Annotated in this window: 1 protein-coding gene; it reads left to right on the forward strand. The window is 50.9% G+C overall.

The window, feature by feature from the left end; all coding sequences use genetic code 11:
* Positions 1-974 precede the first annotated feature (974 nt).
* Positions 975-17,345: a non-ribosomal peptide synthetase gene (locus EAE90_RS19620; protein ID WP_214054911.1), complete on the forward strand. Its 16,371-nt coding sequence runs from the start codon at positions 975-977 to the stop codon at positions 17,343-17,345.
* Positions 17,346-17,874: the final 529 nt, after the last annotated feature.

Here is a 17,874-nt window from a genome sequence, read left to right on the forward strand (position 1 = left end):
GTCTATATATTTCTCTGATATCTTGAAATTAAACTATAAATTAATAAATGTCGCAGGGCGTAAAGTAAATTACCTTGTAGAACAATTTACTTGGGGGATATTGTCATTGTAATGAATGATTCATTACATAGCTTATTGTTTTATAACATTAATGTTTGTTGTAATATAGTGTGCAATAAAGCCATTTCTAGTTTTAAATTGTTTCTTTATGGTATTAAATATAATAATATTTATATCGAATTTATAATCTTGTTATTATAAAACAATATAATGAATTTAATTTTAATTTGTATTGGTTCGTTTACGGTATTTACATTAATCATATTATTTATTTGTTGAAAAATAGTGTGTTATGAATTACTTTAACCCAGGCTTATATCTTCAAATAATTGAATATATAGGATGGCGTGTAAATGTTGAATAAGTTACATTTGTAATTGAAATATTAGTTAATTATTAAGATAAGAAATTTATTTTATAGATAATTATCAAAGTAAATTTTTTGATAATTGATGGTTAATTTATTCATTTTATCTTCATGAATTTTTAATTTGTTTTTGAAATAATTTTAACTAGATATTAATAGGAAATTAGATAAAATACAGGAGTGATTTGGTATTTACATATGATTAAATACAGTTAACGATTCCATTTTAAATGATGGAATTCAACGTCAGCCAATTAAAATTGCAGTCAACTAATAGAACTTATCTAAAAAACAGAGACAAAAATAAAATATTTTATTCCGGATTATTAAGATGAATTATTTATTCTGTTGTCAGGAAAATTAGCGTCAAAAAATTGTTAATTAATTGTTGTCAATCGGACTGTGGCATCCCGTATCTGAATGTCTTGAATTGATGTCAGATGTGTCCGTTTTTATTTCTTGGGGGCAAGAAGCGATAAAGAAATATTGGTAATGGTTGTCAGAAATGACAGTTTTCAAATTTCTAACAGATTCGTTGAGGTAGTAAATGAAAGATAGCATTACTCAAGCAGGAAGTGCTTTTAAAGCTGAACTCCTCTCTCAAACATCAGAAAATATAACCAACGTAAATAATATTTTGCCACCGACTCAGAATGTAAAGAATATTCCCCAGGTGTTTACATCCAGTGAATCATTTTGGTGTGAACGTCTTGCTGCTTTGCAACCCCTACAATTACCTTTTGAAACCACGGGAGAACAAGCGGAACCCCGTTGGGTAATCAGTGACTGGCAGTCCCCGTTGCCAAAAGATGGTGCAGAGGAGCCATTACGAACGTTGTTGCAGGCATTCGTTATCTATCTTGCGCGTCTGACTCAGCAGACGATATTCCAAATTGGTTGGTGCGTGGATGGAGTAAACGATAAGTCGGCAGATTTGGCGCCGGTGGTGCCAATGGTCGTTGAGATGGAGTTTGATAAGCCCTGGCATGTGGCAGCGAACTGGTTGGATGGTGAGTTGGCTCGGTTGAGCCGGTACCACACATTTAGTCGAGATCTCCTTTCGCGCTCTCCTTCATTGTGGTCTATTCCGGCATTGACAACTCATTGTCCGTGGCGGATTGCGGTTTCTGTCATAGCGGAAGGTAGGCCGTGTGATCAGGCGACGCTGGGCGAATTACTGACGCTCCAAATCAATGCGCAGGGCGGTTTTCGTTGGATTTACGATGAAAACCGCTTGAGCACGAAAATGGTTCTGCGCATGGGTGAACATTTACAGATGCTGGCAGCTTCAAAAAGGCAGGGAGAGGAAGTTCCTATCTGGCAGCTTAATTTGTTGTCTGAGGCTGAACGTACCCTGCTGCTGGAAACCTGGAACGCCACGGAAACCTCTTATCCTGACCCATTATGTATTCATCAATTATTTGAGCAACAGGCAGAACAAGCCCCGCACGCCACGGCGTTGGAATATCAACAACAGACCCTCAGTTATGCGCAATTGAATACTCGTGCTAACCGACTGGCTCATCAACTGATTGCGCTGGGCGTTACACCAGACCGGCGGGTAGTGATTTGTGTGGAACGCTCCCCGATGATGGTGGTGTCATTGTTGGCGGTGTTGAAAGCCGGCGGGGCTTATGTGCCGCTGGATTCAACTTATCCGCGGGAACGTCTGGCATATATTCTGAGCGATAGTGCGCCGTCAGTGGTGCTGGTTGATGAAGCTGGCCGGGCGGCGCTGGGCGAACAGGCGCTGGCAGGGCTGACGGTATTGGACCCGAATATCCAACTTGACCAGCCCGATAGCAACCCGCAGATTCCAGCGTTAACGCCACAGCACCTGGCTTATGTGATTTACACCTCTGGCTCAACTGGACAGCCGAAAGGGGTGATGGTGGAACATCAGGCGATTTATCAACGTTATCTGGGCTTTAATGACACCTATGCTGTCACCGCGCAAGACCGGCTATTGCAATTTGCCGCGTTTGCGTTTGATGTTTCAGTAGAAGATTTCTTCTCGTCATTATGCAACGGAGCCACACTGGTTATCCGGGATGATAGCTGGCTGGCCTCGATACCAGAATTTGTGGCCTTAACCCGGCAATATCGTATCACGGTGATGTCACTGCCGACTTTATTCTGGTCTGAACTGGCAGCCAGAGATCTTGGATTACCGCTGCCGGATTGTCTCCGGCTCATCATCATTGGGGGTGAGGCGGTGAAAAAGAGCGCCATTCAGGAGTGGTTTAAACAGGCAGGCCACCGGCCCCGGTTATTGAATGGTTATGGCCCGACGGAAAACACCGTGACGGTAACTTATAAGGATGTGTTATCCCCGGAAGATGCCCGTTCTATCGGCCGACCGGCTAAAAATGCCCGTATCTATCTGTTGGACGGATATGGCGAACTGGTGCCCGCAGGTTGCGTAGGCGAGATGTACATTGGCGGCGTGGGTGTGGCTCGGGGTTATCTTAACCGGCCAGCATTGAGCGTGGAACGTTTTATGCTGGACCCTTTTAGTCCGGTATCCGGCGAACGGATGTATCGCTCTGGGGATTTGGCCCGCTACCTGCCGGACGGTGATTTCGAATTCTTGGGCCGCAACGATGAGCAGGTTAAAATCCGCGGTTTTCGAATTGAACTGGGGGAAATTGAAACCCGACTGACGGAACACCCGGCGGTACAAGAGGCGGCGGTGCTGGCATTGGATGGCGATCAGGGCAAGCGGCTGGTGGCCTATGTGGAGGCGGAAGCGAATGAGCGATTAGCGGCTGATTTGCGTGAATACTTGAGTGCTATTTTACCTGACTATATGGTGCCGACGGCCTTTGTACGTCTGGATACCTTCCCGCAGACCCCGAGTGGCAAGTTAGATCGTCGGGCGTTGCCTGCGCCAGGGGAAGACGATTTTGCCCGTCAGATTTATGAAGCCCCACAAGGCAAGGCTGAAATCACCTTGGCGGCTATCTGGCGTGAATTATTGGGCATTGAACAAATCAGCCGTCATGACAGTTTCTTTGCGTTGGGTGGTCATTCCCTACTCGGCGTACAGATGATTGAGCGTTTGCGTCACCTGGGTTTGACACTGACGGCGCGTGATCTGTTCCAGTCTCCGGTGCTGTCGGCATTGGCTCAAACGTTGGGGCAGCATCAAGCTGTGATCGTGCCGCCTAACGTCATCACTCCAGCCACCACAGCGCTGACGCCGGAGATGTTGCCGCTGATTGATTTAACTCAGACTGACATTGATCGCATCGTCGAGCAGGTACCGGGGGGAATGATGAATATTCAGGATATCTATGGGTTGTCGCCATTGCAGGACGGTATCCTGTTCCACCACCTGTTGGAACAGGAAGGCGATCCCTATCTGGTGCTCTATCCGGTAGCTTTTGCTAACCGCTCTTTGCTGGATCGTTATCTGGCGGCGGTGCAACAGGCGATTGATCGCCATGATATCTTGCGGACGGCGTTTATTTGGCAAGGATTGTCAGCCCCGGCGCAGGTGGTCTGGCGTCAGGCTCGGTTGCCTGTGACAGAACTGACGCTAGATCCGGCTGACGGCCCAGTGATTGACCAGTTAACCCGGCGTTTTGATCCTGCGCAGTATCGTCTTGATTTGAGTCAGGCGCCGCTACTGCATTTTGTTATCGCTCAGGAAACCGATGGCCGCTGGTTCTTACTGGAATTGCAGCATCACTTGATTGGCGACCATGAAACGATGGAAGTGATGCATCGTGAAGTGCGGGCCTACTTTACCGGACAGGGGGAGCATTTGCTTGCGCCGGTGCCGTTCCGTAATTTGGTGGCTGAGGCCCGGTTGGGAGTGAGTCAGGCAGCGCATACCCGTTTCTTCACTGATATGTTGGCGGCAGTGGATGAGCCAACGTTGCCGTTCGGGTTGACGGGGGTGCATCGTGATGGATCTCAGAAGACGGAATCTCATCGGATGTTAGCTCCTGAGCTAAATGACCGTCTGCGCAATCAGGCTCGGTGTTTGGGCGTCAGTCTGGCGGCGTTGTGTCATCTGGCTTGGGCGCAAGTGTTATCGCGCACCAGCGGACAGGAGAAAGTGGTATTTGGCACCGTCCTGTTTGGGCGCATGGCCGTGGGGGAAGGAATGGGATTGTTCATCAATACCCTGCCGCTGCGGCTGGATATGGATGAGACCCCGGTACGGGACGGTGTGCGGGAGGCGCATTTGCGGCTGGCTGAATTGTTGGAGCATGAGCATGCGCCATTGGCGCTGGCCCAACGAGGCAGTGGGGTTGACAGCGGTACGCCGCTCTTTAGCGCCCTGTTGAACTATCGCCACAATGAGCAGCCAGATCCTTTAGATGAAACAATGGCCGGAATTGAATTCCTGGGCGAACAGGAGCGAACCAACTACCCGTTTGTATTGTCAGTGGAGGATGGCGGTTCTACTCTAGGGCTGACGGCTCAGGTAGTGCAACCGTTTGATCCGGAAAGCCTCTGCGGTTATATGCAACAGGCACTGGAGAGTTTGGTGGAAGCGCTGGAGCAAACCCCGGAAATGCCCGTTCGGGTATTGAATATCCTGCCGGAAGCGGAGCGTACCTTGTTGTTAGAAACCTGGAACGCCACGGAAACCGTTTATCCTGAACAGTTATGTATTCATCAGCTGTTTGAACAACAGGTGGAGAGAACTCCAACAGCAACGGCGCTGATAGCAGGAGATAAGGCTCTGAGCTATACAGAACTGAATACCTGTGCTAACCGGCTAGCTCGTCAGTTAATCGAACAAGGGGTTCGTCCCGGTGATCATATTGCGCTTTTGCTAGAGCGATCGATAGAACTGGTGGTGGCGCAATTGGCTATTCTGAAAGTCGGCGCTGTTTATGTGCCGGTTGATCCCAGTGTGCCGGATGAGCGGAAGAATTGGCTGATAAATGACTGTTCAGCTAAGTTGCTGATTACTGATGAACAATCTGAGATTCCGGTCGGCCTCTTGGTTCCGCTGTTTCGTCTCTCGGATGAGACAGACACGAGCAGAGAGCAAGATTGCTTCAACCCTGATTTACCGCATTCCAGCACTGATTTAGCGTATATTATGTACACCTCCGGTTCTACCGGGACCCCCAAAGGGGTGTTGGTGCCCCATCGTGCGGTGGTCCGGCTGGTCATTAATAATGGTTATGCCGAAATCAGTCAGGATGATCGAGTTGCCTTCACGGCTAATCCGGCTTTCGATGCCAGCACATTTGAAGTCTGGGCGCCGTTACTCAATGGCGGGGCATTGGTGGTTATTGATCGTGCCACGTTATTAACACCACAGGAGTTAGTGCGGGTTTTACAGGCTCACCGCATCACGGTTCTGTGGCTGACTATCGGGTTGTTTAACCGGCTGGCGGCAGAGTTATCGCCGGTTCTGCCGCAGATTAACATCCTAATTTTCGGGGGAGATATACCCGATTTACAGGTGATTGCTCAGGTTCTGGATAATCGCCCGCCGCAACAGTTATTACAAGCTTATGGTCCGAGTGAGGGAACCACTTTTACTACCATGTATCCTATCGTGGCATTAGCGCAGGGAGTGACTCGGATACCCATTGGTCGGCCGATAGCCAATACACGTATTTATCTGCTGGATGCTTACGGTCAGCCGGTGCCGACAGGTGCGATCGGTGAGATTTATGTGGGGGGAGATGGGGTTGCTTGCGGCTATCTTAATCGCCCTGATCAGACTGCTGAACGTTTCCTGACAGATCCATTTAGTGATCAACCGGATGCACGCATGTATCGAACCGGGGATTTGGCTCGTTATCTGCCGGATGGCAATCTGGAATTCCTGGGCCGTAATGACCAACAAGTTAAAATCCGCGGTTTCCGCATTGAACCGGGGGAGATTGAGAATCGTCTGGTGGAGCATCCGGCGGTGCGTGAAGCGGCTGTGTCGGCGTTAGGCGATGGGCCGGAAAAACGGCTGGTGGCCTATGTGGCGGCGGAGGCTCATGAGGGGCTGGCGATGAGTCTGCGTGATCACCTGAGTGCTATTTTACCGGATTACATGGTGCCGACAGCCTTTGTGCGTCTGGATGCGTTTCCGTTAACCCCGAATGGTAAGTTGGATCGCCGGGCATTGCCGACACCGGACAATGAAGCTTTGGCCCGTCAGGTTTATGCTGCGCCGCAAGGCGAAACGGAAATTGCGCTGGCGACGATTTGGCGTGAATTACTAGGGATTGAACACATCAGCCGGTATGACAGCTTTTTTGCATTGGGCGGCCACTCGTTGTTGGCTGTGCGGATGGTTGAACGCTTGCGTCACCTGGGGTTGACGCTGGCAGTGCGTGACCTGTTCCAGTCGCCAGTGTTGTTTGAATTAGCACAAACACTGGGGCAGCAATCGGTTATGGCGGTGCCGCCGAATGTCATTACGTCAGCGACAACGAAAATTACCCCGGAAATGTTGCCGCTGATTGATCTGACTCAGGCTGAGATTGACCGTATCGTCGGGCAGGTACCGGGCGGGATGACTAATATTCAGGATATCTATGCCCTGTCGCCGTTGCAGGACGGTATTTTGTTCCACCATTTATTGGCAAGCGAAGGTGATCCCTATCTGGTGGTCAGCCAGATGGCGTTTGCTGACCGGTCTCTATTGGATCGTTATTTGGCGGCGGTGCAACAGGTGGTTGACCGCCACGATATTTTGCGTACCGCCTTTATCTGGCAAGAGTTGTCAGTACCGGCTCAGGTAGTCTGGCGTCAGGCATCTTTGTCGGTGACTGAGTTGGCGCTGAACCCGGCTGATGGTCCGGTTTGTGATCAACTTGTTCAACGTTTTAATCCCCGTCAATATCGTCTCGATTTAGGTCAGGCCCCGCTGTTGCGTTTTGTGGTGGCACAGGAGACCGATGGCCGCTGGTTGTTACTGGAATTGCAGCATCACCTGATTGGCGACCATACCGCAATGAAAGTGATGAACCGTGAAGTACAGGCGTACCTTGCCGGACAAGGGGATAGCCTGTCTGACCCGGTACCGTTCCGCAATCTGGTGGCGCAGGCCCGGCTAGGGGGAGATCAGGAAGCGCATACCCGTTTCTTTACCGAGATGTTAGCGGAGGTGGATGAGCCAACGCTGCCGTTCGGGCTGACGGATGTGCATCGTGATGGATCTCAGGAGATAGAATCCCATCGACTGCTGACGGGCAGCTTGAACAACCGCTTGCGTAGTCAGGCTCGGCGTTTGGGCGTCAGTCTGGCGGCGTTATGCCATTTGGCTTGGGCGCAAGTACTGTCGTGTACCAGTGGTCAGGAGAAAGTGGTGTTTGGCACCGTCCTGTTTGGGCGCATGGCAGCGGGAGAAGGGGCAGATAATGGCATGGGGTTATTTATTAATACCCTGCCGCTACGGCTGGACATCGATGATACGCCGGTACGGGACAGTGTACAGACAGTACATACCCGGTTGGCGGGATTGTTGGAACATGAACATGCCTCACTGGCGCTGGCTCAACGATGCAGTGGAGTTGCCAGCGGTACGCCGCTCTTTAGTGCCTTGATGAACTACCGCCATAATGATCAGTCGGTTCCTTTGGATAAAATGATGGAAGGGATTGAATTCTTGGGCGAACAGGAGAGCACTAACTACCCCTTCGGACTGTCAGTGGAAGATGATGGCGCCACGTTGGGGCTGATCGCTCATGTGGTGAAACCGTTTGATCCGGATCGGTTATGCAGTTATGTGCAGCAGGCGCTGGAGAGTCTGGTGGAAGCCCTTGAGCAGGCCCCAGAGACACCAATACGGGCACTGAATATCCTGCCGGAAACGGAACGCACATTATTACTGGAAACTTGGAACGCTACGGAGACCCCATATCCAGAGGCGTTATGCATTCATCAGTTATTTGAACAACAGGTGGAGAAAACCCCGGAGGCCACGGCACTGGTGTATCAAGAGCAGACACTGAGTTATGCCGAGTTAAATGCCTGCGCCAACCGGTTGGCCCATCAACTGATTGCATGTGGCGTAACGCCGGAACAACCGGTGGCGATTTGCGTGACACGCTCACCGGCGATGGTGGTGGCATTGTTGGCGGTGTTGAAAGCCGGTGGAGCTTATGTGCCGCTAGATTCAACCTACCCGGCGGAGCGTCTGACGTATATCCTGAATGACACTGCCCCATCAGTGGTATTGGCTGATGCGATCGGACAGGCCGCACTGGGTGACGAGGCATTGGCCGGGCTGACGGTAATTGACCCGACTATCCAGCCTGACCAACCGGACAGCAATCCATTAGTGACGGCATTAACACCACAGCATCTGGCCTATGTGATTTACACCTCCGGTTCAACCGGGCAGCCGAAAGGGGTGATGGTAGAACATCAGGCGGTGTATCGACGTTATCTGGGGGTTAATCAAATCTATGCCATCGCTGCGCAAGACCGGGTGTTGCAATTTGCGGCGTTTGCGTTTGATGTTTCAGTGGAAGAGTGCTTCTCGTCATTATGCAACGGCGCCACGCTGGTGATTCGCGATGATAGCTGGCTGGCTTCAATGGCGGAATTTATTGCTTTAGCCCGGCAAAACCGTATCACGGTGATGTTTCTGCCGACTTTATTCTGGTCTGAACTGGCGGCTAGAGACAACGGATTATCGCTGCCTGAGTGTCTCAGACTGATCATCATTGGCAGTGAGGCGGTTAAAAAGAACGCTATTCAGGAGTGGTTTAGGCAGGAAGGCCACCGGCCTCAGCTATTGAACGCATATGGTCCGACGGAAAATACCGTGACGGCGACCTGTAAAGAAATAGTATCCCCGGCAGACGATCGTTCTATTGGTCGACCGATTCAAAATACTCGTGTCTATCTGTTGGACAAATACAGCCAACCTGTGCCATTGGGCTGCGTGGGCGAAATGTATATCGGTGGCGTGGGTGTGGCTCGGGGTTATCTGAATCGACTGACACTGAGCGAGGAACGTTTTATACCAGACTCCTTTAGTCCGATGTCTGATGGGCGGATGTATCGCACCGGAGATTTAGCGCGTTATCTGCCGAACGGTGAGCTGGAATTCTTCGGTCGTAACGACCAACAGGTTAAAATTCGCGGCTTCCGGGTTGAACTGGGGGAAATTGAAACTCGGCTGGTGGAACACCCGGCGGTGCAAGGGGCGGCAGTGCTGGCGCTGGATGATGAGCAGGGCAAACGGCTGGTGGCCTATGTGGAGGCACAAGAGCATGAGGGATTGGCGGTTGATTTGCGTGAACATCTGAAAGCAGTTTTACCTGACTATATGATACCGGCGGCCTTTGTACGGCTGGATAGCTTCCCGCAGACGCCGAATGGCAAGCTGGATCGCCGGGCATTACCGGCGCCGGGAGAGGCGGCGTTTGCTCGTCAAGTTTATGAAGCTCCGCAAGGGAAGATAGAAACGATGCTGGCGGCTGTCTGGTGTGAGTTACTGGGCGTTGAGCAGATTAGTCGGCATGACAGTTTCTTTGCTTTAGGCGGCCATTCATTGCTTGCCGTGCGCATGATTGAACGATTGCGGCGTATTGGTCTGGGTGTATCGGTACAAACGCTATTCCAACATCCAACACTCTGTGTTTTGGCTCAGTCTCTGGTTCAGCATGATGAAATCCGGGTGCCTGACAACGGTATTACATCGGATACGACGGTGCTGACACCGGCGATGTTGCCGCTGATTGATTTAACTCAGGCTGATATTGACCGTATCGTCGGACAGGTACCGGGCGGGATGGCGAATATTCAGGATATTTATGCATTGTCGCCGTTGCAGGATGGTATTTTGTTCCACCATCTACTGGAGAGTGAAGGTGATACGTATCTGTTAATCAGCCAGATGGTTTTTGCTGACCGGGCGCTGTTGGATCGCTATTTGGCGGCGATTCAACAGACCATTGCTCGGCACGATATCTTACGTACCGCCTTTATCTGGCAAGGATTGTCAATGCCGGCGCAGGTGGTCTGGCGTCAGGCCCCATTGTCAGTGACTGAACTGGTTCTGGACCCGGCTGATGGTCCGGTCAGCGACCAGTTAACCCGGCGTTTTGATCCCGCTCACTATCGTCTTGACCTGAGTCAAGCCCCGTTACTGCGTTTTGTTATCGCGCAGGAAACGGATGGTCGTTGGTTGTTACTGGAATTGCACCATCACTTGATTGGCGACCATGAAACGATGGAAGTGATGCACCGCGAAGTGCAGGCGTATCTGACAGGGCAAGAGGAGCATTTGCCGACGCCGGTTCCTTTCCGCAATCTGGTGGCGCAGGCTCGGTTGGGCGTCAGTCAGGAAGAACACACCCGCTTCTTTACCGAGATGTTGGCGGAGGTGGAGGAATCGACGTTACCGTTCGGGCTGACGGAGGTGCATCGTGATGGTTCTCAGGTGACGGAATCCTACCGGATGTTGGTTCCTGAGCTAAATGATCGTTTGCGTCGTCAGGCCCGATGTTTGGGCGTCAGTCTGGCGGCGTTGTGTCATCTGGCTTGGGCGCAGGTGTTGTCCTGTACCAGTGGTCAGCAGAGTGTCGTGTTTGGTACTGTGCTGTTTGGCCGTATGCAGGCGGGAAGCGGTGCTGACAGTGGCATGGGGTTGTTTATCAATACCTTGCCGTTGCGGCTGGATATCGATGAGACCCCAGTACGGGATAGCGTGCAAGCCGCCCATACCCGACTCGCCGGATTACTGGCGCATGAGCATGCGTCACTGGCGCTGGCTCAACGTTGCAGTAGGGTTGCCAGCGGTACGCCACTCTTTAGCGCACTGTTGAACTATCGGCACAATGCTTTATCGGCAACGTCAGATGAACTGATCAGCGGTATTGAATTTCTTGACGCACAGGAGCGAACCAACTACCCATTTGTGCTATCGGTGGAGGATTTTGGTGAATCTCTGGGGCTGACGGCTCAGGTCGTGCAACCGTTTAAGCCGGAGAGTCTATGCGGTTATATGCAACAGGCGCTGGAGAGTCTGGTGGAAGCTTTGGAGCAAGCGCCGGAGACACCGATACGCGCCTTGAACATCTTGCCTGAAACAGAACGTACACTGTTATTAGAAACCTGGAACGCCACGAAAACCGCTTATCCTGATGCGTTATGTATTCATCAATTGTTTGAGCAGCAGGTAGAGAAGACCCCGGAGGCGACGGCGCTAATAGCGGGAGATAAAACCTTAAGCTATACGGAACTGAATACATGCGCTAACCAGTTGGCCCATCAGTTAATCGAACAGGGAATTCGTCCGAATGACCATGTTGCGATCCTGTTAGAGCGCTCGATGGAGCTGGTGGTGGCTCAATTGGCGATTCTCAAAGCTGGCGCTGTTTACGTGCCGGTTGATCCCAGTATGCCGGATGAGCGGAAAAATTGGCTGATAAGTGATTGTGCAGCCAAATTGTTGCTCACGGATACACGGACTGATATTCCGGCTAACTTGACTATTCCGCGGTTGCGTATCTCGGATGAAAAAAGTGCGAACAGCGAGCAAGATCGTATCAACCCTGATTTACCGCGTTCCAGCGCCGAGTTAGCGTATATCATGTATACCTCTGGTTCGACTGGCACACCCAAAGGGGTTTTGGTGCAGCATCGTGCTATGGTTCGGCTGGTCATTAATAATGGCTATGCCAACATCGGGCCGGAGGATCGAGTGGCCTTTACGGCTAATCCGGCTTTCGATGCCAGCACGTTTGAAGTTTGGGCGCCGTTGCTTAACGGTGGTGCCTTAGTGGTTATCGACCGCGCCACCTTATTGACGCCACAGGAGTTAGTGCTGACTTTACAGGAGCGCCGCATCACGGTTCTATGGCTGACTATCGGGTTGTTTAACCGGTTAGCGGCAGAGTTATCTCCCATTCTGCCGCAAATTAAGATCCTGATTTTTGGCGGAGATATACCCGATTTACAGGTGATTGCTCAGGTTCTGGATAATCGTCCGCCACAACAATTATTGCAGGCTTATGGTCCGAGTGAGGGAACCACCTTTACCACCATGTATCCTATCGAAACATTACCGCAGGGAGTGAGCCGGATACCTATCGGTCGGCCGATAGCCAATACCCGGGTTTATCTGCTGGATGCGTATGGTCAGCCGGTACCGCTGGGTGTGATCGGTGAAATTTATGTCGGTGGCGATGGGGTAGCCCAAGGTTATCTCAATCGTCCTGAGTTAACCGCCGAACGTTTCCTGATCGATCCGTTCAGTGATAACCCAGAGGCACGCATGTACCGCACCGGGGATTTAGCTCGCTATTTGCCGGACGGTAATCTGGAGTTCCTGGGCCGAAATGACCAGCAGGTTAAAATCCGCGGTTTCCGCATTGAACCGGGAGAAATTGAGGCGCGTCTGGTGGAGCATCCGGCGGTGCGTGAGGCGGCTGTATCGGCGCTAGGTGATGGGTCGGATAAACGGCTGGTGGCCTATGTGGTAGCGCCCGAGGATAACGGGCTGGTGAATAGTTTGCGTGATTACCTGAGCAAAATTTTGCCTGACTATATGGTGCCGTCGGCCTTTGTGCGCTTGGATACGTTTCCGTTGACGCCGAACGGTAAGCTGGATCGTCGGGCGCTGCCGATACCGGATAGTGAAGCCGTTGCCCGTCAGGTTTACGTAGCGCCACAAGGCGAAACGGAAATGAGGTTAGCGGCGATTTGGCGTGAATTACTGGGGATTGAACAGGTTAGTCGGTATGACAGCTTCTTTGCGTTGGGCGGCCATTCACTACTCGCTGTACGCATGATTGAACGCCTGCGTCACTTGGGGTTGACACTGGCGGCGCGTGATCTGTTCCAGTCGCCGGTGCTGTCAGATTTGGCGCAAACGTTGGGACAGCATCAGGCCGTCATTGTGCCGACTAATGTTATCCTCTCGACAACCACGGCGCTGACGCCGGAAATGTTGCCGCTGATTGATTTGACTCAGACTGACATTGACCTCATTGTCGGGCAAGTGCCGGGCGGGGTTGCCAATATTCAGGATATCTATGCCCTGTCGCCGTTACAGGACGGTATTTTGTTCCATCACTTATTGGCAAACAAAGGGGACCCCTATTTATTAACCGGCCAGATGGTCTTTACCGAGCGAACTTTGCTGGATCGTTATTTGGCGGCGGTGCAACAGGTGATTAATAGACACGATATCCTGCGTACCGCCTTTATCTGGCAAGGGCTGTCAGTGCCCGCCCAAGTGGTTTGGCGTCAGGCATCCTTGTCGGTGACTGAATTGACACTGAACCCAGTCGATGGACCGGTTAGCGGGCAATTGGCTGAGCGTTTTGATCCCCGTCACCATCGTCTGGACCTGAGTGAAGTTCCGTTATTGCGCTTTGTGGTGGCACAGGAAACTGATGGCCGTTGGATTGTACTGCAACTGCTGCATCATTTGATTGGCGACCATACCACGCTGGACGTGATGAACCGTGAAGTACAAGCTTATCTGGATGGACAGGAGGAGAGCCTGCCGACGCCGACGCCTTTCCGCAATTTGGTGGCGCAGGCCCGGCTGGGAGTGAGTCAGGAAGCGCATATCCGCTTCTTTACTGACATGTTAGCCGGGGTGGATGAACCGACGCTGCCGTTCGGATTGACGGAGGTGCACCGTGACGGTTCGCAGGTGACGGAATCGCAGCGGATGCTGGCGCCTGAGCTAAATAACCGTTTGCGCAGTCAGGCCCGACATTTGGGTGTTAGTCTGGCGGCGTTATGTCATCTAGCTTGGGCGCAGGTATTGTCGCGCACCAGCGGACAGCAACAGGTGGTGTTCGGTACCGTAATATTTGGGCGTATGGCGGTGGGGAAAGGGGTTGACAGCGGTATGGGGCTGTTTATCAATACCTTGCCGTTGCGGCTGGATATGGATGATACGCCGGTGCGTGATAGTGTACAGGCAGTACATAGCCGGTTAGCGGGATTGTTGGAACATGAACATGCCTCACTGGCGCTGGCTCAGCGTTGTAGCGGCGTGCAGGATGGTATTCCACTGTTTAGCGCTCTGTTGAACTACCGACATAACGATCAGCCTGATCCTCTGGATGGAACGATGGACGGCGTTGAATTCCTTGGAGCGCAGGAATTTACCAACTACCCGTTTGCCTTGTCGGTGGAAGATTTTGGTGATGCGTTAGGGCTGACGGCTCAAGTGATCCAACCGTTTGAGCCTGAACGGGTATGCGGCTATATGCAACAGGCGCTGGAAAGCTTGGCGGCGGCGCTGGAACAGACCCCGGAAACGCCGGTACGGACATTGAACATTCTGCCTGAAACAGAGAGTACGTTACTGTTGAACACCTGGAATGCGATGGAAACCTCGTATCTTAACCCGTTATGTATTCATCAATTGTTTGAACAACAGGTAGAGCAAAGCCCGGACGCGACAGCGTTAGTGTATGAGGAGCAAACGTTCAGTTATGCCGAATTAAATGCCCGCGCTAATCGGTTGGCCCATCAGCTCATTGCGCTAGGTGTAGAACCGGACCAGCGGGTGGCGATTTGCGTGACACGTTCACCGGCGATGGTCGTGGGATTATTGGCGGTGCTGAAAGCGGGCGCGGCTTATGTGCCGCTGGACCCGGAGTATCCGGGCGAACGTCTATCACATATTTTGACCGATGTCTCACCGGTTATTTTACTGGCTGATGCCGTTGGGCGTACTGTGTTGGGCGAAAACGTGCTGACTGGGCTGACAGTGCTTGATCCGAATAGATTGCCTGACCTGCCAGACAGCAATCCACAGATACCGGAATTGACCTCACGACATCTGGCGTATGTGATTTACACCTCCGGTTCGACCGGTACGCCAAAGGGGGTGATGGTTGAACATCGGCAACTGGTGAGTCAAATTACTTCTTTGAACATGAAGTGGTCGCTTAACGCATCTGACCATATATTACAATTTTGCAACCCCTCTTTTGATGTTTGCGCATCAGAAATATTTTGCGCAATAACCTTGGGGGCACAATTAGTTTTGAGAACAGATCAGTGGCTCCTGAGTGCGCAGGAGTTCTGGCGTCTGTGCGAGTGTTATAAAATTACCTACCTTGCGATACCAGCCCAATTCTGGCGGATAATCTCAAATGTTAATCAAGGCGATATCTATCAGGGCCTAAGAATTATCTGCATTGGTGGGGAAGCGATACCTGATCATGAGTTACAACGCTGGCTATCGGTTCACGGTGAATACCCTGTTCTGGCTAATTGCTACGGTCCTACTGAGGCCACAATTACCACGACGACATCCTGCCTAAGCGAGGGGATGGGGCAGGCCAATATCATTGGTCGTCCGCTGCCGAATACACGTGTTTACCTGCTCGACGTACAGGGGCAGCCAGTCCCGTTAGGCGCGGTGGGGGAGTTGTATATTGGGGGCGCTGGTGTCGCACGGGGTTATCTCAACCGTGCTGAACTGACCGCGGACTACTTCCTGACCGATCCGTTTGATGATAATCCAAATGCACGGATGTATCGCACCGGGGATTTAGTTCGCTACCTGCCGGATGGCAATCTGGAATTCCTGGGGCGTAATGATCATCAGGTGAAAATTCGCGGCTTCCGGGTTGAACCGGGTGAAATTGAGGCCCGGTTGGTGGAGCATCCTGCGGTAAGTCAATCTGTGGTGCTGGCGTTGGGGGAAGGGCAGGACAAACGCTTGGTGGCTTATGTGGCGGCGCAAGCGGATGAGCGGTTAGCGAATAGCTTGCGTACTCATTTGAATGCCATTTTACCTGACTATATGGTGCCGTCAGCCTTTGTGCGTCTGGACGCTTTTCCATTGACGCCAAACGGTAAGTTGGATCGTCATGCGTTACCGGAGCCGGACAGTGAAGCGTTTGCCCGTCAGGTTTACGAGGCGCCACAAGGCGAAACGGAAACCGTATTAGCGGCGATTTGGCGTGAATTGCTGGGGATTGAGCAGGTTAGCCGGTATGACAATTTCTTCGCGTTGGGCGGTCACTCGCTGCTTGCGATGCGAATGATGAATCTTGCCGCTGGCCGAGGGTTGATTTTTACACTAAATACTTTGTTCCAATTCCCGGTGCTGGCCGAATTGGCATCGAAAATCACCTCAGATTTATTGTCTCAACCGCAAAGCAGCGCTATATCGGTGCGACCTGATGGGGCAGGATTGCCACTGTTCTTTGTTCCCAGTGGCATGGGTGATTATTCTTATGTCTTCGGGCTGGCTCAGCATATCCCGTCGGGCTACCAGATTTATGCGCTGCCCTGGCCGTCCATCAGTGAAGAACCGATGTTAACGATGGAAGCGCAGGCAGCCAGAATGATCGCCTTGATGAAAGCCGTTCAACCGGCAGGCCCATACCGGATAAGCGGTTACTCTTCTGGAGGGATATTGGCTTATGCCATTGCTCAGCAGCTTTTGAGCGCTGGCGAGCAAGTCAGTTTCCTGGGGTTGATTGATACGCCTGCGCCTCATTATTTTGGCAAAGAGGTCATGCAGTCCAAACATCATTTCCTTACTGAGCTGGCCCGGCAGTCAGGGGAGGCGTGCAAAGAAAAGATTGCGGCGTTATATCGGCGAATTGATGAGCTGAATTTGGTGCAGTTTATTGCTGCGGCGCAAGAATTGGCGTTATATCCAGCAAACCTGCGTGCTGATGTGATCGCAAAATGTTGGCAGCAGATCGAACGTTACGCGCAGATAGTTGCGGATTATGAGCCGCCAGCATTAGCAATAACGTTGCATCAGTTCTATGCGGCAGAATCTTCCCCTGCCGTTTCTTTTGTGACGGATGAAAAGCCGGAGTCCGTTAACATAGAACCATCGTTAGGTTGGGAGCGGGTAATGCCTGATACTTCACTTCAGTTGATTGCTACTCCGGGTAATCATTTTAGTTTATTGGAGGATGATAAAAATAAAACCGCGTTAGCTCAGATTTTGAATAGGGCGTTGGCAATCCACTATGACGAGGAGGCTTCGTAATACTGATATATTAAGGAAGTACTCAATTATTTAGTTCGAGTGTGATAATCCGGTATGTATTTATTATGCCGGATTTTTTATGCATTAAAATAGAATAAGGGAACTTATCATTCCCATATCGGTTATTTTTTTAGGTTTCTTTGTTATTATTGTTGCTATTTTATATTGTGTGATCTCGAACGGATTTTATTGTTGATTTTATTTTGTTTTGTTGATTGCCTTGGTATCAAAATTATATTTTTAATTGTGTCGTTATTGTTGGGAATATTTATTGTAATAGATAATTATGAGAAAATAATCGAAGATGTGATCATGGTAATGTGTTTTTTAGGGGGATATAGGCTGATTTAATGACCCTTAATTTCATGGCTCGTTTTTGAATATATTGGGTTTATTTTAAAGGTTCGTGATAATTAAAATCCCACCTATTAGGCGTGATTACTGCTGGCTGTTATTATAAGTGAACAACAAATACAGACAGTGCAGAGAGCCTGACGTATACACGTAATATGTGAAGGGTAATTCGCTT

Origin of the sequence: Photorhabdus caribbeanensis (assembly GCF_018448885.1) — a bacterium.
Taxonomy (GTDB): Bacteria; Pseudomonadota; Gammaproteobacteria; order Enterobacterales; family Enterobacteriaceae; genus Photorhabdus; species Photorhabdus caribbeanensis.